This is a genomic window from Gordonia rhizosphera NBRC 16068, from assembly GCF_000298195.1.
GTDB classification, from domain to species: domain Bacteria; phylum Actinomycetota; class Actinomycetes; order Mycobacteriales; family Mycobacteriaceae; genus Gordonia; species Gordonia rhizosphera.
In genome coordinates, this window is the sequence record NZ_BAHC01000141.1 from 1 (window position 1) to 22,044 (window position 22,044).

Below are 22,044 nucleotides of genomic sequence, written 5' to 3' on the forward strand. Positions count from 1 at the left end.
GACGGTGGCATCACAGGACAGTGTTTTCGCCAGGGTCTGCGAGATCGGGCCCAGCCACTGCAACGCCGCGGCATCCGGGGTGTCGGCCGGGACGGTCAGATTGAGGTGCGTTTTCGGGGCCGCCACCAGATCCGCGACACCCGAACTGGCGGCGTGGGCGGCCGCGTCCAGGATCATCTCCAACGCATCCGCGCGGCGCTGCCCGGCGCTGCGGGCATCCTCCGACCCGTCGGGTTCAGGGCGTTTCTGCGACAGGGATTCGATCGCCGACACCAGTTTCTCCCCGATCACGATGTCCAGGTTCGCCGAGACCTCCAACCGGCCGTCGTCGGTGGGCTTGGTAGTCCACTCGTTGATGGTGCGGTCCTCACCGGCCGGCACACCACCCTGCTCGTCGGCGATCTGGTTGCCGATGCTGCGGGCGGTGTCGAGCACCTGGCGTGGGGTGGCCCCGGCAAACGCCTGGGCGATCAGGGCGAGTTGGTGTTCGATGCGTGACACCTCGCTCAGCGGTTCCGGGGCCCGTTTCTCGATGTGCCCCATGCCGCGGACCAGGGCGTCGACGTGTTCCCCGGAGAACACCCCGTCCCCGCTGTAGGCGGCGACCCGTTCCAGGGTCGACAGCGCGGCGGCGATCCGCAGCCACCGATCCGCCACCGTGGGTGCGGCACCCATCTCGATCAGCAGGGCCCGGGTCTTGCCACCGGTCTGTCGGGCCACCCCCAACCGGTCCAGGGCGCCGGCGTGTACGGCGAGTTGGTGGTCGACCACGTTCCGCAGGCCCATCAGGAGCTTGGTGGTGTCGAACACCTCGCGGCCGGTGGCGTCGGAGGTGATGGTCAGGTCACGGACGGTGGGGAGCAGGGTGTCGATCGGCATGCCCCCATAGTAGTCGAACACCTGTTCGAACACAAGCTGGATTTCAATTTAACCTTCTGCGCCACAACATCTTTCAGCATTCGTGCATGAACGCAACCACTCATCCTATCGTGGGTGTACGACAGACCCACTGGGGCTCAATTACGTTGTGCTGCTGCACTTCCGACCCTTCGTGACGCTCGCAAGCTCGCTCCTCAGGGAACGGGCGACGCTCACACGCCCGCTCCACAGCGAACGGGCGACGCCCGCTCCACAGGGAACGGGCGACTTTCGCAAGCTCGCTCCTCAGGGATCGGGCGGCTCACACGCCCACCCGATCCCTGACCAGTCAGGTCGCCGTCGACGGCAGCGGGTGACGCCGACGGAGCATCAGGACACCGATGCCGATGATCGCGACACCCCGGGGCGCCTCGTAGATGAATCCGGAAAGTCCCTCGACCGCCGCAAGGGGCAGCATGAACCCGCCCATGCCGACGACGGTGAGCACTCCGATCCACCGCGGGACCGCCCGACTGCGGATCAGGCCCGCCCCGAGGAGCCCCATGCCCACGAGCATGACCAGTCCGCCGCCGGTGTTGAGCATGCGGAACGCGGTGGTGCCGAGCATCGAATCGTCGCCGGCGATGATCCATGCCTTGGCGGGATCGTGCGCGAACGGGTAGGCCACGAACAACTCGACGGTGAGATGTCCGGTCGCGGTCACCAGGTTGCCGACAAAATAGGTGACGGCACCGAGGAATCCGACGATCCCGATGCGCGGCGCCAGCCACGCGTGCATCCCGGGTAGTCCCAGCAGCAGCAACGTGGTGCCGACGGCGAGCAGGATCTGCGCCCAGGGGGCGCCGGCACCGTGAAGTGCCTGCACCGAGTGCGCCTTGCCCGCGACGATGGGATGCAGTGTCCCACCGGCGATACAGGCGGCGCCTCCGGCGACGAGTGCTCCGCCGCTGAGCTTGCGGAGGGTCGGCCAACTCGGTGATCGGAACGGGCCCGGTGTGTCGGACGCCATGTCGGACGCTTCGAGTTCTGTGGTCGTGTGGGGACGAGTTGTGTGTGTCATGTCGTCGAGACTCGGCGATACGGCTGGTGTTAGCCTTGTGCGACGCTGGTGCGGGTCACGACACCGGCAAAGGACCAGGTCAGGTGCAGGTGGGAGTACCCGATCCGCTCATCGGTGTCAGGGTTCTCGGCCCGTTGTCGGTGACCGCGGCCGACGGTTCCGCGATCGCGATGACCGCGCGCAAACACGCCGAACTGCTGACGATCCTGACCGTCGAGCGCAGCGCCTGCTCCCCCGATCGGATCGCCGACCTGCTGTGGCGCCATCACCCGCCGCCGTCGGCGGGCGGAACGCTGCAGGGATACGTCTCGCGGCTGCGCAAGCAGCTGGCACCGACCTCCTCGGTGCGTATCGACACCATGCCCGCGGGCTATGTTCTGCGTTGCGACGGTGCCGGAACCGATCTCGACCAACTCGACCGGCTCGGCCAGGAGGGTCTGCAGCTCATCCGGACCGACCCCGCCGCCGGCGCGGAACTCCTGTGCTCGGCGCTCGCCCTGTGGCGTGGCGATCCGCTGACCGAGATCGCCGACATCGACCACTACGCACCGGAACTCGCGAGACTCGACGAGATGCGGTCCGAACTCACCGAGGCCGCCGCGGAGGCGCTCCGGATCGTCGGGGAACCACGCCGCGCGTTGGCGATGCTGAACCCGCTGTGCCACCGTCATCCCTACCGAGAGGGGGCGGTACGGTCGCTGGCCCGGGCGCTGCGCGACGACGGGCGGGTGGCCGACGCACTGGACGTGATCCGTCGGCTGCGACGCACGTTGAGCGAGGATCTCGGGCTCGACCCGAGCACCGAGACGACCGCCCTCGAGGGCGAACTGCTCGATCCGGCCGCCACCGCGCCGCCTGCCCCGATCCCGGCACCGGTCGGGAGGTCGCTGCGGCTCGTCGGGCGGTCGGCGGAGCGGGCGGCACTCGACAGGGTGTGGACCGGCGGTGCCTCGGGGCCCGCCGGTGCCCTGCTCGTGGGCCCGTCCGGGATCGGGAAGACCGCTCTCACCGAGGATCTCGTCGCGCGACGGTCGGCGGTTGCGCGCCGGTTCGTCGGACGGCCGGGTGGCGGTGGCCCGCCGTTCGCCGGCGTCGAGGAACTCTTCGGCGACGTCCCCGGACCGAACGCAGCCGCGATCTCTCAGGCGGTGACCGCGATGCTGTGGACCGATGTCGCGGCGCACGGCCGCGCCGTGGTTCTCCTCGACGACCTGCAGTGGCTCGACATCGACTCCGCGCGGGTGCTCGCCCGGGTGCTGTCGAGGATGCCGCACACCCCGGTCACCGTGCTCGCCACCTGCCGCACCCCCGACGACGAGTCGGTGGACATCGTGCGCGGCGCGCTCGACCGGCATGGCACGCTGGTCGCGATCACCGTGCGCGAACTCTCCGACCGCGAGATCGGCGAGCTCATCCGACGTCGACTCACCGACCTCCGCGTCGACACCGCGGTCGACGCGGCCGACCTCGCTCGCCGCTGCCTCGGCAACCCGGTGATCGCGACCCAGCTGTGCGACGCGGTCGCGTGGGGGTCGGACCCGCGTCTCCGCGAACCCGCCCACGGTGTGATCGGCGACCGGCTCGACGAACTCCCCGACGTGGCACGCGAGTTCATGACGCTCCTCGCGGTGGCGGGCGGCCGCCTCCCCGCCGAGGTCGCCGCCGAACTCGGCGGATCCGAACATCAGCGGGTCATCGAGGCCGTGCTGCAGACCCGGCTGGTCCGCATCGCCGACGACGGCGCCCTCGTCGTGGTCCACGACTCCATCCGCGAGGCGGTCCTCGGCCGGACCTCGCGCCCACAGCGAGCCGCTGCGCACCGCGCACTTGCCGACATGTTCGTCGAGGTTCGTCCGCATGACCTGGAGGCCGTCGCCGTGCATCGCGCGGAGTCCGCCGACGACGCCGATCGCGCTCGGGCCGCCGCGTCCTGTCTGGCCGCCGCCCGGGCCGCGCTGGCCTCCGACGCCACAAACACGGCACTCGACCTCGCCCGGCGCGGCATCGCGCTGCACCCCGACGACGAACCCGCCGTGGCCCTGCATCGCATCGCCGGGACCGCCGCGACCCGCATCGGTGAGTTCGATCTCGCCGCAGAGTCTTTCGACGTCGCGGCCACGATCAGCCGCCGCCGCCGGGACTGGCCGGCGCTGGCCGAGACCGCGCTGCTGGCCGCGCCCCGCGGCGTCGCCGGCTACTGGTCCGGGTTCGGTGTCGTCGAGTCGGTCGATCCGGCGCTGGTGCGGGAATCGTTGGCGCACAGCACCGAACTCGATCCGGAGTCCGTGGCGCGCTTACACGCCGGTGAGGCGGCGCGACTGACCCTGCTGGGCCTGCCCGGCGCCGACGACCATCTCGGCGCGGCGCGACTCGCCGCCGGGAATGCGCCGGCGGTCGACTACGAGGTGGCACTCGCCAAGTTCCTCGTCCGCTGGGAACCGGGCCGGCTGTCGGACCGCAGCAAGATCGCCGACACCCTCGTGGAAATGTCGGAGGGCGATCCGGATCGTCGCGCCACCGCACTGCATCTGCAGCGGGTGTGTGCGCTCGAGGCGGGCGATCTGCGGCTGACACGGCGCCTGTCGACGGAATTCGTACGGCTCATCGGACGGCGCGCGGACGCCGACCTGACCACGATGCAGTTGTGGTGGCAGGTGATGCTCGCATTGCTGCGGGGCGACTACCCGGCGAGCCGGGCGCTGACCGAGCAGTTCGCGGACAGCGTCGGGGGTCTGTCGCAACGCGCCCGGCTCCTCGCCGAGGCGTCGGTCGCGACGAGCCGCTCGATCGAGGCATGGCATCACGGCGATCTCGTCTCGATGCTCCCGGCGTTCGACGAATTGATCGAACAGGTCGACGACGATTTCACCCTGGTCATCGCCCTCGGGTCCGCCGAGGCCGGTGAGCACGACCGCGCCCTCGGGCTCATCGCCGAACTCACCGCCGGCGCCGACCGATGGACGGGATCACGCATCGTCGCGCGGGTGCCGTTGCTGACCGAGGCGCTCTACGCGATCTCCCGCAACCCCGACCATCTCAGGTCGGCCCGCGAGATGTGCGCACGGCTCGGCCGATTCGTCACCGATTGGTCGACGGGACTCATCGTCCAGTGGCCGGGTCTGGTCTGTCTGGGACCAGCGGTGCTCTATCGAGGAACCGTCAAGGCGATTCTCGGCGACCCCGGCGCCCTCCACGATCTCGACACGGCGATCTCACTGGCCCGCGACACCGGGGCCCGGCCCTATCAGGAACGGGCGCGTCGACGTCGCGACGAAATCGCCGGGGCCGTGAGGTGAAGTTCAGGAATCCGTCCACACCGGTGCCCGCTTCTGCAAGAACGCAGTGATGCCCTCCTGCGCGTCGCAGGTCATCGCGTTGGTGGCCATGGTCTCGCCCATCAGCCGATATGCGTCGTCCTCGGTCTGCTCGATCTGCCGGTAGAAGGCCTCCTTGCCGATGGCCACCGTCGACGCGCTCGAGGAGGCGATCCGCAGAGCGAGCTCCCGCACCGCCGTGGTCAACTTGTCGTCGTCGACGACGTCGTTGACCAGGCCCCAGTCGGCGGCCGTGGCCGCATCGATGACGTCGCCGGTGAGCAGCATCTTCATCGCGCGCTTGCGGCCGATCGCGCGGGTGAGAGCGACCATCGGCGTGGAGCAGAACAGGCCGATCTTGACGCCCGGGGTGCTGAACCGTGCCGACGCCCCGGCCACGGCCAGATCGCAGGTCGCGACGAGCTGGCATCCCGCGGCGAACGCCATCCCGGCGACCTCGGCGATCACCGGCTGCCGCACGCTGTGGACCGCGGCCATCATCTCGGTGCACGCGGCGAACACGGCGCGCTCGTCGTCGAGGGTCCGGTCGACGAGTTCGGTCAGGTCATGACCGGCGGAGAACGCCGGGCCGAGTGCGCGGATGATCACCACCCGCACGTCGCGGTCGTCGGCCAGACGCCGCAACGCCGCGGTGATCGTGCGCATCGTCTCCGTGGACAGCGGGTTGCGGCGGTGCGGGGCGGTGAGCGTGATGACACCGAGCGGGGCGTCGACCTCGACCTCGACAGCGGTCGAGACGGTGGACGGAGCATCGGGACGGTCGGACATCGAGGTCTCCTCACAGGTGCGGATCTGCGTCGGCGGCGGCGGCCTCCCCCGCTGTCGTTCTTACACGGCACCTTCACTACTCTCATCACGGGATCGCCCGACCTCGAGGAGTGGCGCATGGACAAGACAGCGATCGTGACCGGCGGTGCCGGCGGGATGGGTCTCGCGACCGCCCGGATCCTCGGCGCTGATCACCACGTCGTGCTCACCGATGTCCGGCGCGACCGCCTCGACGCCGCGGTCGCCGAACTCGCATCCGCAGGGGTCAGCGCGCAGGCGGAACTCTGCGACATCACCGACCGGCCTGCCGTCGACACACTGTTCGCCACCGCGGTGGCCACCGGCCAGGTACGTGCCGTGGTGCACTCGGCCGGGGTGAGCCCGCAGATGGGCTCGGCGGAGACGATCGTCAAGATCAATGCGGTCGGCACCGTCAACGTGACCGAGGCGGCGCTCACCATGGCGCACGATGGTTCCGCGCTGGTGAACGTGGCGTCGATCGCCGGTCACATGCTGCCCGGGTTCCTGGTACCCAAACGCACCTACCGGCTCGCCTCGACCGACGTCGACAAGTTCACCCGCAAACTCGTGGCGACCGCCTCGCGGGGGCCGGAGAAGATGCGGCCAGGTTCGGCGTACTCACTGAGCAAGAACTTCGTCATCTGGTACTCCCAGGACCGGGCGGCCGCGTTCGGGGCCCGCGGCGCCCGCATCCTCTCGGTGTCGCCGGGCACCTTCGACACCGAGATGGGACGGCTCGAGGAGAAGAGCGGCTCCGCAAGACTCCTCGAGTACGCGGCCCTCAAACGCTTCGGCCGACCCGAGGAGATCGCGGAACTGCTCGCCTTCTGTGCGAGCGACAAACCGGGCTATCTCACCGGCACCGACATCCTCTGCGACGGTGGCACCAAGGCCGGCCTGGGCCTCAAGGACATGATCTCGATGGCCCGCCACTCCTAGCGGCCATTCCACCCATTTCGTCTGTGACCCACATCACAAAATTGGTGTGTTGTCCGTCACATATATGACGCCACCGTAAACGCCGCGCCGAGCCGCGACACGCCGGTGTGCGCAGGGGATTCACAGGAATCACACGGCTGTTATCACGGCGTGATCTGAACTGCGCAGGTCACCGACGTGGCGTGACCTTTTCGTTATCAGCTTGTACGGTCGCCTCCGAACCGAGATCAACCGCCCAGCTCCAATTCCGGGGCGGCGAATGGAGGAACACGACCATGAGCATCAAGAAGCTCGCTGTGCGCGCCGGACTGATCGGCGCACTGTCCCTGACCCCGCTGGCGGCCTTCGCCGGCACCGCGTCGGCCAACAACTGGGACGCAGTCGCCCAGTGCGAAAGCGGCGGCAACTGGGCGATCAACACCGGCAACGGCTACTACGGCGGCCTGCAGTTCTCGCAGAGCACCTGGGAGGCCAACGGTGGGTCCGGCAACCCGGCCTACGCTTCGCGTGAAGAGCAGATCCGCGTCGCCGAGAACGTCCTCGCGACCCAGGGTGCCGGCGCCTGGCCGCACTGCGGTGCCTACCTCTGATCGACCGCGGCACCTGCACGCGTGAGCCGGGCCGTATCTGTCATTCCGACAGGTCGGCTCGGCTCTGCCGTTTCGGAGGCCGGTCGGCACGCGTTCCGACGAACCGCGCCATCATCGGGAACACCAACACCGTCGTCGCTCCGGCGGCCACCAGGATCGACGCGAGTTCGTTCGACATCAGCTCGGCGCTGGTGGCGAACTGCGTGACCGCGACGATGATGGGCAGCCCGGTCGCCGCGTAGAGGGCCAGTTGGGCACGCTCGCGTGGCGAGGGCAGATTGGCCCCGTGCGGCACATACCGCTCGCTGAGCCACACCGGCAGTCCGCGGGCGATGGCGATCGAGACCACGAACAACAGCCAGACCCCGGGCTCCCCCACCACTGCTTCGACATCGATCCCCATTCCCGACGTGACGAAGAAGATGGGGATGAACACGCCGTAGCCGAGGACCTCGAGGGAGTGGCCCATCGTCGGATGATCCGGGCCGATCAGCCTGCGCAGGATCGCGCCGGCGGCGAACGCACCCAACACGACGTCGAGCCCGAACACCTCGGCGACCGTCATCAGCGTCAGCAGCAGCACCATGACCACACGCACCGGCAGCTGTGTGGTGCCACCGGCCATGTCGGCGAACACTCGACCGACGCCGGGCATCCCCGTCAGCATCCGCTGCGGCACGATCCAGATGATCACCGCGGCCACGCCGAACAGCGCCACCACGACCGCGGCGGCACCGACGTTTCGGCTGGTGAGCAGAAGTGACATGGCGAGGACCGGGCCGAGTTCGCCGACCGCCCCGTGCGCCATCACCGCCCGGCCGAGCGGTCTGTCGAGCAACCCGAGCTGTTTGATGATCGGCAGCAGCGTGCCCAACGCCGTGGAGGTCAGCGCGATCGCCACGGCGATCCGCGCGGTGAAATCGGCGGACGAGCGGGCCAACGAGATGGTCGCCAACGCCAGCCCCAGACTTGCCAGCCAGGTCAGACGCGCTACCCGGCCGGGACGCCCACTCAGCAGCTGCGGGTCCAACTCGTAGCCCGCGAGCAGGAACAGCATGCCCAGCCCGAGCTGGCTGATCGTCTCCAGATCGGCGGTGTCGGCCCAGTCCAGGGCGAACGGCCCGAGGATCATGCCGAGGACCAGGAGCACGACGACATCGGGGACGAAGCCGCGGAATGCGCGGGCGACGATCGGCGCCACCGCGACCGCGAGGACCGCCCAGAACAGCGACAGGATCTCCGAAGCGTCCGAGCCCGAGGATGCCTCGGCCAGCAACATCATGCGGTCATCGTGGCACACGGCTCTCTTCCGGCCCGCGATCGAGGGCCACGCGCACGACGATGGCGGGCCGTACGTCGGAAAAGTCACACACCCCGACCTGACCGACGGGTAGATGGGAGGCTGATCTCCACACCGCAACCGGCCCGGATTGGAGCGACACCATGGAGACCCCCGGCGACGTGACAGCCATCGATTCCACCCCCGGCGACGGGGCCGTCACGACCGACGACCCGTCCGATCGGATCAGCCTCTCGATGTCATTGCTGATGACCCCCGACATGGCCAACTTCACCGGCAATGTCCACGGCGGCACGCTGTTGAAGCTGCTCGACCAAGTCGCCTACGCGTGTGCGAGCCGCTATTCGCGCCGCTACGCGGTGACGCTCTCGGTGGACCGGGTGATTTTCCGCGAGCCCATCCGGGTCGGCGAGATCCTCACCCTGAGCGCCTCGGTCAACTACACCGGCCGCACCTCCATGGAGGTCGGCATCCGCGTCGACACCGAGAACGTCCGCACCGGCGAGCGCCGGCACACCAACAGCTGCTACTTCACGATGGTGGCCACCGACGACAACGGCCGCCCGCACCCGGTCCCCCAGCTCGTCCCGCGGACCGAGCTGCAGAAGCGGCGCCACCAGCGGGCACTGGATCGCCGGGCCGCGCTACGGTCGGCACAGTAGGTCCTGCTCATCGGACCTCACTCGTCGTCGGTGCGCTCTTCCTCGTCGAGCGCGCTCACCGCGATCCCGTAGGGCAGGAACCGCACCTTGCGCCGAGGGTCGGTATTGCGCTGGTTGGCCCGCAACGCCTCGATTTCGCTCGCATACACCTGCTCGACCCGCGCACCGCCATCATCGTCGACAACGAAAACCGCCCACACCCCGGCACCGGTTTCACCCGTTGTCTCGGGCTGCGGTCGCGAACGCGGTCCGCTCTCGGTGAACATCGACGACCATGCGCTGCGGCCGCCGGGGCTCGCCATGAACCGTCCAACCATGTCACGCAGTCCTTCGGTCGCCTCGCGCGCGAACCGGTCGAAATCCTCGGGGTCCATCCCCCACGGTCCGTTGTTGTCGGCCATGACTCCTCCAGGTGCGTCGTGACTCCGATTACCTCGTGACGGCCGTACGGCCGCGATGCATCCAGTCTCCACACGTTCGGCGCTCTGCGCCACACCCGTCGGCGAAGGTGGGCGAGATCAGGCCGAGGCCCACGCCAGCACGTCGTCGAGCGGCCAGGTGGTGACGATGCGATCGGCCTCGATCCCGAACTCCTCGGCCCGTCGTGCGCCGAGCCCCTTGAAGCCGAGTTGTCCGGGAGCGTGCGCATCCGAATCGATCGCGAACAGGCAGCCGAGGTCGCGGGCGAGTTCGATCAGGTCGTCGGGTGGATCGACCCGTTCGGGACGCGAGTTGATCTCGACCGCGGTGCCGTGCGCCGCGCAGGCCGCGAACACCTCGCGGGCATCGAACTCCGACGGGGGCCGACGGCGCCCGCCCAGCACCCGACGTCCGGTGCAGTGACCGAGCACGTTGACCCGTGGGTCGCTGACGGCGGCCACCATGCGGCGGGTCATCGACCCCGGATCCATGCGCAGTTTCGAATGCACCGACGCCGTGACGACGTCGAGCCGATCGAGCATCGCGTCGGTCTGGTCGAGAGTGCCGTCGTCGAGGATGTCCACCTCGATCCCGGCCAGGACCCGGAACCCGTCGTCGTCCGACCGGGCGTTGAGTGCCGCGATCTCGGTGATCTGACGGTCGAGGCGCTCGACGCTCAGTCCGTTGGCCACCGTCAACCGTGGCGAGTGGTCGGTGATCGCGAGCCATTCGTGGCCGAGCGCGGTTGCGGCGGCGGCCATCTCGTCGAGGGGCGCGCCGCCGTCGCTCCAGTCGGTGTGGGCGTGTAGGTCCCCCCGCAGCGCGGTGAACAGGCCGGAGTCGTCGGCGGGGACCGACGACGACTCCTCTTCCTGGAGATGGGCGAGGTAGCCGGGCAGGTCGCCGGCCACCGCCTCGGCGATCACTGCGGCGGTGCTCTTGCCGATCCGCTCGATTGCCGTCAGCGTCCCCATATCGGCGCAACGGCGCAGTTCGCCGGGATCGGTGTCGGCCACCGCCTGCGCCGCCCGTCGGAACGCCTCCACCCGGTATGTGCTCTGCCGGTCGTGTTCGAGCAGCCAGGCGATCCGTGTCAGTGCGTCAACGGGATCCACCGGCGCCACCAGCGGGACCAGCAGCCTCATGGCCGGTCGCCGGCGCCCTCGGTCCCGCGTGCCTGCGCATCCGCATACCGACGGTGCAGTTGTTCGCGCACGTCGTCGGCGCTGTAGGCGTTGCGCTGCCGCTGATCCCGGGCGACCAGCACCCCGCCCGCCGCCACGCCGACCACGCCGGCCAAACCCACCCATTTCCATACGCTGCGCATACGCCCGAGGATAGTTCCTGCTCTAGGCTGCTCTGGTGCGCTCAGGCAACGACACCGACGATTCCGCGGTCGCCCTCGACGCGGCGCTCGAGGCGACGCGGACCGGCGACATCTGGTTGTTCCGCGGCCGATCCGGACCGGATCGCGCGATCCGCACCCTGACCAACGCGCCCGTCAACCACGTCGCGATGACCGTGGCGATCGACGATCTGCCGCCGCTGTTGTGGCACGCGGAACTCGGCGACAAACTCACCGATGTATGGAGTGGCAGCAACCACCGTGGTGTCCAGTTGCACGACGCCCGGGAGGCGGTCGTGCAGTGGATGGACCGCTACGGGCAGGACTGCTGGTTGCGGCAACTGGATCCCGAAGTCAGCACGGCTTCCGAGGACCGGCTGCTGCAGGTGATCGCCCGGCTCGACGGCACGCCGTTCCCGGCGACCGCCCGGCTCGCGGGTCGCTGGTTCCGCGGGCGGCTTCCCACCACCCTCGACGTCGTGCGCGGTATCCCCTACGTCGACCGGTTCGTCCGGGAGCGGCGGGCGCGGCGACAAGAACAGGACGCGAGTCTTCAGGCCGCCTACTGCGCCGAGGTCGTGGCGATCACCTACACGCAGATGGGTCTGATCGACACCGGCAAGGGCTCGAACTGGTTCGATCCCGGCCGGTTCTGGAGCGGCGACGTGTTGCCGCTCGCACCCGGGTTCTCGCTGGGGCGCGAGATCGCGGTGAACCGCTGAACCGGTGATCCCCACGAACGGGCTCAGGGGGCACCGACGCTGAGCGCGTCTTCCACTGTGTCCTCCACCGCAGCCTCCACCGCAGCCTCCACCGCGGCCTCCACTGCGGCCCGGTCGAGGTCCGGGTCGGTGCCGAGGACGTAGGTGGGTTCGGTGTGCGCGACGGTGGTACCACCGGAGACCCGACGCTTCGCCGCCACCGACTCCGCCGGTTCCCCCATCGCCGCGTGCAGGCTGTTGAGCGTCGTCCACACCACGCTGCGCCGGGCACGACGTTCAATCGGGTTCGGTGGGTGATACATCACCAACTGCGCCGCCCATTCCGGCATCGTGTCCCGGATCGCCCAGTCCACCGCGGCCTGGGCCGGGTGGGTGAGGTTGGCACCGGTGGCCATGGCGTTGCCGTGGGTCAGAGCCAGTTTCGGCAGGTAGGCGGCGAGGCAGTCGAGGGTGTCCGCCTTCGTCGCCGGCAGGTCGGTGCCGCCGAGTGCATGACCCACGCGCACGAATTCGCCGTAGTACCTGTCGAGTTCGGCTCCCCGGAGCGGACGCGGGTGATAGATCTCGTGCGCGGTGGCCAGTCCCCAGACGACGGTGGCGAAATTCCAGCGCAGCCAGTCGGGATCGTCGGCGTCGTAGGACAGGCCGTCGGGCCGAACACCCTTGATGCTGTGGTGCATCGCGCGCACCGTCCGGGCGAGTCGTTCGGCGGTGTCGGTGGACCCGAATGCGGTGCCGAGGAAGAAGGCCACCGAATGCCCGAGGCGCACGGAGGCCCCCGTCGGGTCGATGCGCCCGGTCGGTGTCCCGTCCGCGGACTTCTCCACCAGACGCGAATGGTGCACACCCATCCAGAAGATGGAGGGGTCCAATCGCTCCAGATACGACGCGCACTGGAGGCCGAAGATCAGCGCGGGGGTGTGCGCATGGACATACCAGGTGGCGCTGCCGGGGCCAAACCATCCCGGATCGCCGACCGGGGCGTCGAACTGCATGCCGCGGAAGTACCTGGCGCGGATGTTCTCGTCGTACTTGCCGTTCAGCCACATTCCCGCCAGCTGATGCGGCAGCGGGAAGGGGAACGGAAGTGAACCCAGTGACAGCGACATCGTGGCACTCCTCCATGTTGGCTGAGACTTTTTGCTGATTTCGTCTCGATGTCCTCAGGCTACGTTCTCCCGCACCGTCGTGACCAGAGCTTCGCGACGCGAATCATCAGAAATCGCTGAGACACTTCGGGGTGAAATGTCAGGAAATCCCGATGTTCGTTCTTGAGTTCCTCTCATGACGGCCCGGCAAGGTGGTGTCGTGAACGAATCTCAGCCGACCGACCCCAGCACCGGTCCGGTCACCGACGCGGTGACCCATCAGCATGCCTATTTCCCACCGACACAACCGCAGTCGGTCTGGGAGCCCCACCCGGGAGCGGCCCCACCGGCCCTATCGGCGCCGGAGCGACCGCGCGGGCGCGGAGTGACCAAGCCCATCGTGGTAACCGCCCTGCTCGCCGGTCTGCTCGGCGGCGCGGTCGGCATGGGCGGCAGCATGCTCCTCAACCAGGACGCGTCGTCATCGGTGCCGGTGCTCAGCTCACAACCCGCGCCGGCCGCCACTGCCGCCGACGTGCAGCCCGGGTCGATCACCTACGCTGCGCAGGTCGCATCGAAGTCCACCGCCGACATCAAGGTCTCCATGAACCAGGGCACCGCGGTGGGCAGTGGTGTCGTGCTCTCCCCCGACGGCTATGTGCTGACCAACAACCACGTCGTCGCGGGCGCAGTGAACGGCGGGGACATCCAGGTCACCATCGCCGACGGCAAGACCTACCCCGCGACCGTCACGGGGACCTCGCCGTCCTACGACCTCGCGGTGATCAAGCTCAAGGGTGCGTCGGGTCTGACGCCCGCGACGTTGGGTGACTCCTCCGCGCTGCAGGTCGGCGAGCAGGTGGTCGCGGTCGGCAGCCCGGAGAACCTCTCCAACACCGTCACGTCGGGGATCATCAGCGCGCTGTCGCGCACGGTGACCGCCGCCGACGAGAGCGGGTCCGGCGTGACCGTCTACAACGGCCTACAGACCGACACCCCGATCAATCCGGGCAACTCCGGTGGGCCACTGGTGAATCTGCAGGGACAGGTCGTCGGCGTGAACTCGGCCGTCGACACCGGACAGGCCTCCAGCGGTGGTGTGCAATCCTTCGGTCTCGGTTTCGCCATCCCGATCGACACCGCCAAGCGGATCGCCAACGAGTTGCTCCAGGACGGCCAGGCGACGAAACCCGTTCTCGGCGTGTCCGGTTCACTCGCGTCGGCCGACCAGTCCGTCAGCGGTGCGCAGGTGTCGTCGGTGCAGCAGGGCGGTGCGGCCGCCGCGGCCGGCATCAAGGCCGGTGACGTCATCACCAAGGTGGGCGACGCCCCGGTCAGCAACTACGCCGACCTCATGGCCCAGATCCTGACCCACACACCCGGCGAGACCGTGCCCATCACCATCGGTTCCGGAGGCCAGGCCCGCACCGTGTCGGTGAAACTCGGCAGCGCGGTCGACAAGCAGCAGACGACGATTCCCGAGTCGTCCGGGGGCAACGGGTCGTCGGGCGGCAGCGGGTTCCCGTTCGGTGGCGGGTTCGGGTTGGTGCCCTGACCGTCGGGTAACCGAACACACAGAACTCCCATCGACACACGAGATCGCTTGTGTGGGTGGGAGTTCTCTGCACCCGGCTCCACGTGGACTGCACCCGCTCAGCTGATGCGGACCCCGTCGAGAACGACCCAGATTCCGTCTGAGCCCTCGCGGACGGGCTGACGCAGCTGCAGGACCACGATGCTGCCGTCCACACGGTTGGTGACCTCGACGGTGTGGGGATCCGCGGCCCGGGCGTCGACGTCGTTCCAGCCGAACCGGCCCGCGACGAACGCTTCCGCGACCAGCGTCGGCTCCAGCCGCCAGGGCTGACTACCCGCGTCGACGGCCCGCTGGAGCGCCTCGGCCTCATCGGCGGACAGATCCTCGCCGGGGAACGACGCCCCGGATTCGGTGGCGCCCTCCTCCGGCTCAGGGAGCTCCGGCACCGATGGCGGCGCGATGGACTCCGGTGTCGTGGTCTGCTCGGGGAGGGGTGCGGTGGCCGGGGTGCTCGTCGACGGCGGGTTCGTGGTCAGGCCCGGTGTCGTGTCGCCGTTGCCGCACCCCGTCGCGAGGGACAGCGAAAGCGCTCCCGCGGCAACAACTGTGATGATCCGCGTCCGCATGTGCTGCCCTCCGCTCCGGCCCGACGGTGCTCGTGCCCTGCACCGGCCGTTCGACTCACTGTCGCTTTGTGTGCGCATATCGGTCTGGGGTCCCGGGACCGATCCAACCGCGGCATACACCTCGTCGGCGGACGCCCCGCCGGGGCGCCATCGGGCCGGGTCGACAGTCAGCATCGGGCTCGCACTCATCACGCATCCTCCGCGACGCCGATGTCCTCATTCCACAGCAGCGGGTTCTCGGCGATGAAATCGGCCATCATCGCCACGCAGCGGTCGTCGTCGACGACGGTGATCGCGACCCCCGCCTCGCGCAGCCAGTCCTCGCCGCCGACGAAGTTGCGGTTCTCGCCGATGACGACGGAACCGATGCCGAACTGCCGGATCAGCCCGCTGCAGTACCAGCACGGCGACAGCGTGGTGACCATGATCGTCGACGAGTAGTCGCGCTGGCGTCCGGCCGCGCGGAACGCGTCGGTCTCGCCGTGCACCGACGGATCGTCATGCTGGACACGGCGATTTCGGCCCTCACCGAGCAGCACACCGTCGGCGGAGAACAGGGCGGCGCCGATCGGGATACCGCCCTCGTCGAGGCCGATGCGTGCCTGGCAATAGGCGGTGTCGAGAAGCACCGTCGGGTCAAGGCCGGCCGCGGTGCCGATGGGCATGGTCATGCTCCGAGTGTGCCGACCGGATGCACCGACGACAACCGACAGTTCGTCGCCTCGTCGCAGACAAGGAGCGGGCATACGTCGTCATCGGTGATTGATCGAGACGACTCCGTCGAAGCCGAAGGGTGTCATTCCGGGCTTGCAGCCCTGGAACGACGACGTCGGCATCGGACCCATGACACCGACCCGGTTCGACGACGAACCCTTGCGAACGGTGATCTGAACGGCGGCGGCGCCGCGCAGATCAGCGGGCAGCACGTCCGGCGTGGTCCCGGTGATCGGATAGATCAACGACGCCGTGTCACCGTTGGTGTACAGGCACGTGATCGGTCCCCGAACCTGGATCGGCGTCGGGTTCCTGCCGTCGAGCACCGTCGCGACGTAGCGCCCCGATGTGGTGCCGTTCGCCGTGCGCATACCCATCGCCTTGATGTTCAGCAGGTGCACACCCGGTGCGATCGCCATGTCCCCCGAAACATACAAGGATTGGGTGTTCGGTGGGGGCGTGGGCGACGCCGTCGCGGCGGGTGCCGCGGCGACCATCGCCCCGCCGGCCATCACCGCGGTCGCGGCGGCCACTGCTGTTCGAGCCTTCAGATGAGTCATCATGCCCTCCTTCAGGAGTTGTGAGACCCCGACGACGCCGAGGCTAGTCAGCGCCGACCACGTGGGCGATGGCCCGCACTCAGCACTCTTTCAGGTGTGCAGATCGCGGCGGCGACGCGCCGACGACACGGCTACCACCGGTAATCCAGGAATTTTCCGTCGAACGTCACGACCACCCGGTCACCCTCAGGGTCCGCGCGCCGAGAGAACTCGACCTTGAAATTGATGGCACTCATGATGCCGTCGCCGAACTCCTCGTGGATGAGTTCCTTGAGGGCGGGCCCGTAGACGGCGAGGGCCTCGTGGAATCGGTAGATGGTGGGGTCCGACGCCGCCGCCGCATCGGCGACGCGCGACGGCTGCCGCACCAGGCTCTCCAGAACACCGTCGCCAAGGTTGAGTAACTCGCAGACGGTCGTCGCCTTGTCGGCGGGCACCGGTTGCTGACCCAGCAGAGCCGACACCGTCCAGACGAGCGGAGCGTCGATCCGTTCGGCGATGTCGGACCACGACAGCCCCGAACGGATACGGGCGGCGATGATCAGTTCAGCGGCATCGGACTTCGGCATGATCGGAGCGTGCATCGGATCTCCTTGAGGGTGAGGGTGGACGGTCGGCGGGCACGACCCCTCCACCTTGACCACACTCAGCCGGGGTGTCCACCGGAACCGCTGCGCCGCAGCAATGTCCGTGCATTGGCCACCGCGGCGCCGCCGGCGTCGTTGTTGAAATAGATATAGACGTCCTCGCCGGTGTCGAAGCTGTCCCCGATCCTGCCGAGCCAGGCGTCCAGTGCCCGAATGCCGTAACTCGTTGCCGGCGTGCCGCGACCCTCGTGCAGGCGGACATATCCGAAACCGGCGGTCTTCCACAGTGGCGTCAGGACCCGGCTACGCCGGTCCGCCCAGCACAGCGCGGCGCCGCGTCTGCTCATCACGTCCCGCACCTCGTCGCACCACCACGAGTCGTGCCGCGGTTCGACGACAACCCGCGTCGCCGCCGGGAACTCGCGCAGCGTCGCATCGAGGGCGTCCGGCCGCGCCGGCAGGTTCGGCGGCAGCTGCAGCAGCACCGGGCCGAGGTGATCACCGAGCGCGGTGGCGCGATCCAGGAAACGGGCGACCGGTTCGGACGGATCGGACAACCGCCGGATATGGGTGAGGTAGCGGCTCATCTTCACCGCCATGGTGAACCCGGTGGGCACCACGTCCGCCCATCCGGCGAAGGTGGAACGCTGCGGCAGCCGATAGAAGGTGCTGTTGACCTCGACGGTGGTGAACGTCTCGGCATAGTGACCGAGCCATCGCCGCTGCGGGAGCGTCTCCGGATAGAACCGGCCCCGCCAATCCGCGTATTGCCAACCGGACGTCCCGACGTGCAGCATCACCTGCGATTCTACGGAGTCGATGCAGGACTTTGACCCGCGTTCGACGTAGCCTGTGGGTCGTGACGGCGACGACGACCTCGCGGCCCGAAGTCGGCATGGGAAGGCGGCTCAGCGCGGTGATCGCGCTCGCCGGTACCGGGGTGCTCGCCGTGGGGGTTGTGCTGTTCCTGTTCCACAGCGGAGTGCACGTGATCTCCGGTCTGGTGGGGATGAGCGTCGCCGTCGCGGGTGCGTGGTGGGCCATCACCGAGAGGGCGTTGCGGCGTGCGCTCGGGGCACTCGCGCTCGTCGCCGGACTCGTCATCCTCGCGCTCGCGTTCGCCGCCGCCGTCTCCGGTGTCGCGGGGATCTTCGTGCGCATCGTCGTGGCCGTCGCGATCCTCGCCGTGGTCACCGGTTGCGCACGGTACGCAATGGCGCGCGACCTCCACGCCCTCGATCGGGATCGCGAACCCCGGGTGCCGTCGAGGCCGGTGCTCATCTGCAATCCGAAATCCGGCGGCGGCAAGGTGGAACGCTTCGGGATCATCGACGCCGCACGTGACCTCGGCGTCGAAACGGTGATTCTCCGACCCGGAGACGACCTGGAACAAGTCGCCCACGACGCCGTGGCCCGGGGCGCCGACTGCCTGGGGATGGCCGGCGGTGACGGTTCGCAGGCCCTCGTCGCGTCGGTCGCCGTCGAACACGATCTTCCGTTCGTCTGTGTGAGCGCCGGGACGCGCAACCACTTCGCGCTCGACCTCGGGCTCGACCGCGTGAATCCGCGACGGACGCTGGACGCCTTCCGCGACGCGGTCGAGCGCCGCGTCGACTACGCCACCGTCAACGATCGACTCTTCGTCAACAACGTGTCCCTCGGCGTGTACGCGACGATCGTGCAGGAGGAGTCCTATCGGGCGGAGAAGGCACGGACCGCCGCCGAACTGCTGCCCGAACTTCTGGGCCCGACCTCCGAGAAATTCGACCTGCAGTTCACCGCTCCCGACGGACGCGAGGTGGACGGGCCGTTCGTGATCCTCGTGTCGAACAATCCGTACGCGGTCACCGCCTCGCTGGACGCGGCGACCCGCCACCGCATGGACACCGGCACTCTCGGCGTCATCGCCGTGTCGACGTCGACGGGCGCTGAGGCAGCGCGCCTGATGGCTCTCTCGGCCGTCGGGCTTCGGCGCTCGAGCCCGTTCTGGCACGAGTTCACCACCGCGGAGTTCGAGATCCGGTCCCGTAGCGGGCATGCGCTCGCCGGTGTCGACGGTGAGGCGCTCGACCTGCCGACACCGCTGCGTTTCCGGAGCCACCCGGGAGCTCTGCGTCTGCTCGTCCCGGCCGACAACGAGGCCGAGGCGACACGACGACAGGCCCGCGACGTGCACATCAGGGCGCTCGTCGACGTGGCGATGGGTCACGCCCCGCATATGTGAAGGCTCATCCGGCCTTCCCCCGAACGAAGGGATGCTTCGGCAAAAGTGACTCGCGCCTAGTCGGGAGGTCCTAGCATCGGCGCCGGGGACGGATTCCGACCCAGCCAGAGGCACACAGCGGGAGGCTTGCAATGAAGCGATATCTCACCAGGACGACCGGCGCCACGATCGCGGCCGCCGGCATCATCGTCGGATCGATGGCCGGAGCCGGGCAGGCGGCGGCCGCGAATGCGGGCCTCAAGCTCGATGGCGTGAACAACGCGAACTGCACGGCGACGATCAAGCTGACCAATTACACGAACAACAAGAACTTCGTCCCAGACTGGTGGTTCGACCAGGAGAATGACCCGGCGATGGTCACCGCGACGAGCATCCCGCCGAACCTGAAGGCGCCGTGGCGGGAGATCACTGGAGTGCCGTGGCCGATCGCACGATTCGTCGGGGACCCGGCACTGCGGTCGGGCGTGGCCGACGGAGTGTCGACAAGTGGGTACAAGAACGACGCTCAGCCCGACGGATTCGTCACCGAGAAGACCATCGAACTGAAGACGGCGTCCGACGCACCGAAACCGTCCCAGGACGGGACCTACACCATCCACTTCCGCGTGCGGCTCGGTCCGGAGAACGATGATTACGTGGCGCCGAAGTCCCTGGTCGTGACCGGTTGTAAGTCAGGCACCGGCTCACTCGACTTCGGGTCTCTCGACATGCTTCTGCCCAAGTGAGCGGCCGACCGGGCTCACCGCGCGACCACCCGCAATCGTTGCATCATCTCGTTGTCCTCGTGATCGGTCAGGTGGCAGTGCCATACGTAGCCCTGTAGCCGTTCGCCGTTGTGGCCGGCGAACACCGCGTCGGGGTCGAAACCGAGCTCTCGCGCCGTCGGCCACCGGACCAGGATGCGGGTGACCTGGTCCGGTGGGCAGCGGACGGTGTCCTTCCATCCCGTTTCGTAAGGCGACGGTGCGAACAGCGCACTCGTCAGGTAGTCGCGCGGTGACGGCGTCCACCTGGTTCCGAAGGGTGGCGGCGGATTATCGGCGAGGTAGCGCACCTTGTCGAAATCCCAGCGCCCGACCACGCGGAACTGGACGAGGTGCAGGTGGATGGCATGCGGCTGCATCGTCACGTCGGCGTTGACCAGATCCCAGCACTCGAGGCTGCCCTGCACCGGATGTTCGAAATCGTCGGTATGGAACGGCAGGTTGTTGAGGTTCATCGCCAGCACGCCCAGCCACGAGGGGTTACCGGGATTCGCCGTCAGATTGAGGGTTGCGGTCCGGACTCGGTCGACACGTTCACCGCCGATGCGGGCCAACACCTGCGGCTGATGAGCAGAACCACGCAGACGGTCCGGGATCCGACGGTGTCGGCCCCGACGACTGCCCACGTCGAATCGCATCACCCACCGGACGGTCGTGGCACCGATGGCCTGTCCCACCCAGGAGATCTGCATTGTGTTGATCAGCTGGATCCGGTCGCCCGGTCGCCGATCACCGAAGTCGATGAGGATGTCGTACCGTTCGGCCGGAGATATCGTGAGAGCGCGCACCTGTACCGGTGCGTCGAGTAATCCGCCGTCGCTGCCGATCACCCAGAACGGCGAGCCATCCGAGAGCGACAGTCGATAGTCGTTGAGTTGGCTGGCACTGAGCACCCGAAACCGGTACGCGCCGCGATCCACCGACATCCGCGGCCACACCACGCCGTTCACCACCATGGTGTCCCCGGCCATCCCTCCCGTCACGTGACCGGCCGCGACGGCGGGGGTGTTGTCATAGCGGAGGCGCCCATCAGGATAGAAGAGCTTGTCGCACATGACGAGTGGCGTCTCATACTCCCCGGCCGGCAGGCCGAGCGGATTGTCGTGTCGCCCCGTGTCCCACTCGTCACGCACGAGGTAGTGCCCGCTCAATCCCGCGTAGATGCTCAGGCGAGTGGTTCCCATCGAATGATCGTGATACCAGAGCTGTGCGGCTTCGCCAGGATTGCGGAACCGATAGGTCACCGCCCTGCCCAGCCGGAAGGGTGACGTCGGAAACCCGTCGTCGGCGGGGCGATTCGGTGCGCCGTGCAGATGGACGACCAGCGGTGGGTGGGTCCGGTCCAGATCGGACGCACCGTGCAGGGTGGTGTCGACGTCGGTCCCCATCGGATGTCGTTGCAGCCGGTTGACGACGGTGATCACCGGCTCCGCACCTGCTTGCGTCTCGATCGTCGGCCCATGATGGGTGAGTCCGCCGAAGCCGAAACTGGGTGCGGGGTCCAGGTCCCGATGGAACCGGTGCATGGCGTCGGCGGCCACGAGACGCTCCGGCGCGGAGATCACGGGCAATCGAGGCAGGTCGTCGACGAAGGGCACCAACGGCGGCGAACGATAGGTCAAGAAAGGAATGCCGGGCACAGTGGGCTGCTCATGGTTCATCGGTGGTGTGTACGGCCCGGGCGCGGCATCGGCGCGAATCGGCAGTGCCGTCCCGACAGCAGCGATCCCGGCCGCCCGGAGGAAGGTCCGGCGGCCGATGCGGGGCCGCCGACCAGCGGAATCCGCACGTGCGCCCATGCCAAGCCCTCCTGCGTCGCCGCTCCGAAGTGCCTCATCGCTGGCTGCCCAGTCTAGGCCCCGACGACCATCGCGGGACTACTCTCGGCTCGTGCACACCGCGT

22 protein-coding genes are annotated in these 22,044 nt (G+C 68.4%); 8 read left to right on the forward strand and 14 right to left on the reverse strand.

Annotated elements, in window-relative coordinates; all coding sequences use genetic code 11:
• On the reverse strand, positions 1-879 hold an 879-nt coding region (locus GORHZ_RS17605; RefSeq protein ID WP_051998983.1), incomplete at its 3' end, for a DUF222 domain-containing protein.
• 328 nt (positions 880-1,207) lie between these two features.
• The gene (locus tag GORHZ_RS17610) at positions 1,208-1,939 is read right to left on the reverse strand and encodes a hypothetical protein (RefSeq protein WP_040532379.1); all 732 of its coding nucleotides are present in this window, start codon (positions 1,937-1,939) and stop codon (positions 1,208-1,210) included.
• Positions 1,940-2,022: 83 nt separating this feature from the next.
• On the opposite strand from GORHZ_RS17610, the gene GORHZ_RS17615 reads away from it, so the two are divergent.
• Positions 2,023-5,235, forward strand: coding sequence for an ATP-binding protein (locus tag GORHZ_RS17615; protein ID WP_006335317.1), 3,213 nt, complete (start codon positions 2,023-2,025; stop codon positions 5,233-5,235).
• Between the two features lie 3 nt (positions 5,236-5,238).
• On the opposite strand, the gene GORHZ_RS17620 is transcribed toward GORHZ_RS17615, so the two are convergent.
• Positions 5,239-6,042: an enoyl-CoA hydratase gene (locus tag GORHZ_RS17620; RefSeq protein ID WP_006335319.1), complete on the reverse strand. Its 804-nt coding sequence runs from the start codon at positions 6,040-6,042 to the stop codon at positions 5,239-5,241.
• A 117-nt stretch (positions 6,043-6,159) separates the two neighbouring features.
• On the opposite strand from GORHZ_RS17620, the gene GORHZ_RS17625 reads away from it, so the two are divergent.
• Together GORHZ_RS17625 and GORHZ_RS17630 are read left to right on the forward strand one after the other, a co-directional pair.
• Positions 6,160-7,002, forward strand: a complete 843-nt coding sequence (locus tag GORHZ_RS17625; protein WP_006335321.1) for an SDR family NAD(P)-dependent oxidoreductase — start codon at positions 6,160-6,162, stop codon at positions 7,000-7,002.
• Positions 7,003-7,277: 275 nt separating this feature from the next.
• Positions 7,278-7,592: a transglycosylase family protein gene (locus GORHZ_RS17630; protein ID WP_006335323.1), complete on the forward strand. Its 315-nt coding sequence runs from the start codon at positions 7,278-7,280 to the stop codon at positions 7,590-7,592.
• Between the two features lie 40 nt (positions 7,593-7,632).
• On the opposite strand, the gene GORHZ_RS17635 is transcribed toward GORHZ_RS17630, so the two are convergent.
• On the reverse strand, positions 7,633-8,871 hold the full coding sequence (locus tag GORHZ_RS17635; protein ID WP_051998984.1) for a cation:proton antiporter: 1,239 nt from the start codon (positions 8,869-8,871) through the stop codon (positions 7,633-7,635).
• Positions 8,872-9,035: 164 nt separating this feature from the next.
• Here GORHZ_RS17635 and GORHZ_RS17640 point away from each other — a divergent pair, with 164 nt between their 5' ends.
• Complete coding sequence (locus GORHZ_RS17640) at positions 9,036-9,554, forward strand: acyl-CoA thioesterase (protein ID WP_006335327.1); 519 nt, start codon at positions 9,036-9,038, stop codon at positions 9,552-9,554.
• A gap of 17 nt (positions 9,555-9,571) precedes the next feature.
• On the opposite strand, the gene GORHZ_RS17645 is transcribed toward GORHZ_RS17640, so the two are convergent.
• From GORHZ_RS17645 to GORHZ_RS17655, 3 genes are all read right to left on the reverse strand, one after another.
• Complete coding sequence (locus GORHZ_RS17645; protein WP_006335329.1) at positions 9,572-9,955, reverse strand: Rv0313 family protein; 384 nt, start codon at positions 9,953-9,955, stop codon at positions 9,572-9,574.
• Between the two features lie 117 nt (positions 9,956-10,072).
• Positions 10,073-11,119: a PHP domain-containing protein gene (locus GORHZ_RS17650; protein WP_006335331.1), complete on the reverse strand. Its 1,047-nt coding sequence runs from the start codon at positions 11,117-11,119 to the stop codon at positions 10,073-10,075.
• The gene (locus GORHZ_RS17655; protein WP_006335333.1) at positions 11,116-11,301 is read right to left on the reverse strand and encodes a hypothetical protein; all 186 of its coding nucleotides are present in this window, start codon (positions 11,299-11,301) and stop codon (positions 11,116-11,118) included. Before GORHZ_RS17655 ends, GORHZ_RS17650 begins: the two co-directional genes overlap by 4 nt.
• Before the next feature lie 35 nt (positions 11,302-11,336).
• Here GORHZ_RS17655 and GORHZ_RS17660 point away from each other — a divergent pair, with 35 nt between their 5' ends.
• A complete protein-coding gene (locus tag GORHZ_RS17660) occupies positions 11,337-12,041 on the forward strand; it encodes a hypothetical protein (RefSeq protein WP_006335334.1) in 705 nt (234 codons plus the stop codon).
• Positions 12,042-12,064: 23 nt separating this feature from the next.
• Here GORHZ_RS17660 and GORHZ_RS17665 read toward each other — a convergent pair whose 3' ends face one another.
• The gene (locus GORHZ_RS17665; RefSeq protein ID WP_006335335.1) at positions 12,065-13,150 is read right to left on the reverse strand and encodes an oxygenase MpaB family protein; all 1,086 of its coding nucleotides are present in this window, start codon (positions 13,148-13,150) and stop codon (positions 12,065-12,067) included.
• A gap of 175 nt (positions 13,151-13,325) precedes the next feature.
• On the opposite strand from GORHZ_RS17665, the gene GORHZ_RS17670 reads away from it, so the two are divergent.
• The gene (locus GORHZ_RS17670) at positions 13,326-14,684 is read left to right on the forward strand and encodes a S1C family serine protease (protein WP_083877343.1); all 1,359 of its coding nucleotides are present in this window, start codon (positions 13,326-13,328) and stop codon (positions 14,682-14,684) included.
• A gap of 98 nt (positions 14,685-14,782) precedes the next feature.
• Here the strand turns inward: GORHZ_RS17670 and GORHZ_RS17675 are convergent, their stop codons facing one another.
• The 5 genes from GORHZ_RS17675 to GORHZ_RS17695 form a co-directional block, all read right to left on the reverse strand.
• Positions 14,783-15,292, reverse strand: coding sequence for an acyltransferase (locus GORHZ_RS17675; protein WP_051998986.1), 510 nt, complete (start codon positions 15,290-15,292; stop codon positions 14,783-14,785).
• Between the two features lie 188 nt (positions 15,293-15,480).
• On the reverse strand, positions 15,481-15,957 hold the full coding sequence (locus tag GORHZ_RS17680) for a nucleoside deaminase (RefSeq protein WP_006335348.1): 477 nt from the start codon (positions 15,955-15,957) through the stop codon (positions 15,481-15,483).
• 87 nt (positions 15,958-16,044) lie between these two features.
• Complete coding sequence (locus GORHZ_RS17685; RefSeq protein WP_006335350.1) at positions 16,045-16,566, reverse strand: hypothetical protein; 522 nt, start codon at positions 16,564-16,566, stop codon at positions 16,045-16,047.
• A gap of 131 nt (positions 16,567-16,697) precedes the next feature.
• The gene (gene cynS, locus GORHZ_RS17690; protein ID WP_006335355.1) at positions 16,698-17,150 is read right to left on the reverse strand and encodes a cyanase; all 453 of its coding nucleotides are present in this window, start codon (positions 17,148-17,150) and stop codon (positions 16,698-16,700) included.
• Positions 17,151-17,212: 62 nt separating this feature from the next.
• A complete protein-coding gene (locus tag GORHZ_RS17695) occupies positions 17,213-17,950 on the reverse strand; it encodes a DUF72 domain-containing protein (RefSeq protein WP_006335357.1) in 738 nt (245 codons plus the stop codon).
• Positions 17,951-18,012: 62 nt separating this feature from the next.
• Here GORHZ_RS17695 and GORHZ_RS17700 point away from each other — a divergent pair, with 62 nt between their 5' ends.
• Positions 18,013-19,377: a diacylglycerol/lipid kinase family protein gene (locus tag GORHZ_RS17700; RefSeq protein ID WP_245551450.1), complete on the forward strand. Its 1,365-nt coding sequence runs from the start codon at positions 18,013-18,015 to the stop codon at positions 19,375-19,377.
• A gap of 131 nt (positions 19,378-19,508) precedes the next feature.
• Positions 19,509-20,102: a hypothetical protein gene (locus tag GORHZ_RS17705; protein WP_006335361.1), complete on the forward strand. Its 594-nt coding sequence runs from the start codon at positions 19,509-19,511 to the stop codon at positions 20,100-20,102.
• A 14-nt stretch (positions 20,103-20,116) separates the two neighbouring features.
• Here GORHZ_RS17705 and GORHZ_RS17710 read toward each other — a convergent pair whose 3' ends face one another.
• Complete coding sequence (locus GORHZ_RS17710; protein ID WP_006335363.1) at positions 20,117-21,940, reverse strand: multicopper oxidase family protein; 1,824 nt, start codon at positions 21,938-21,940, stop codon at positions 20,117-20,119.
• Between the last annotated feature and the right edge of the window lie 104 nt (positions 21,941-22,044).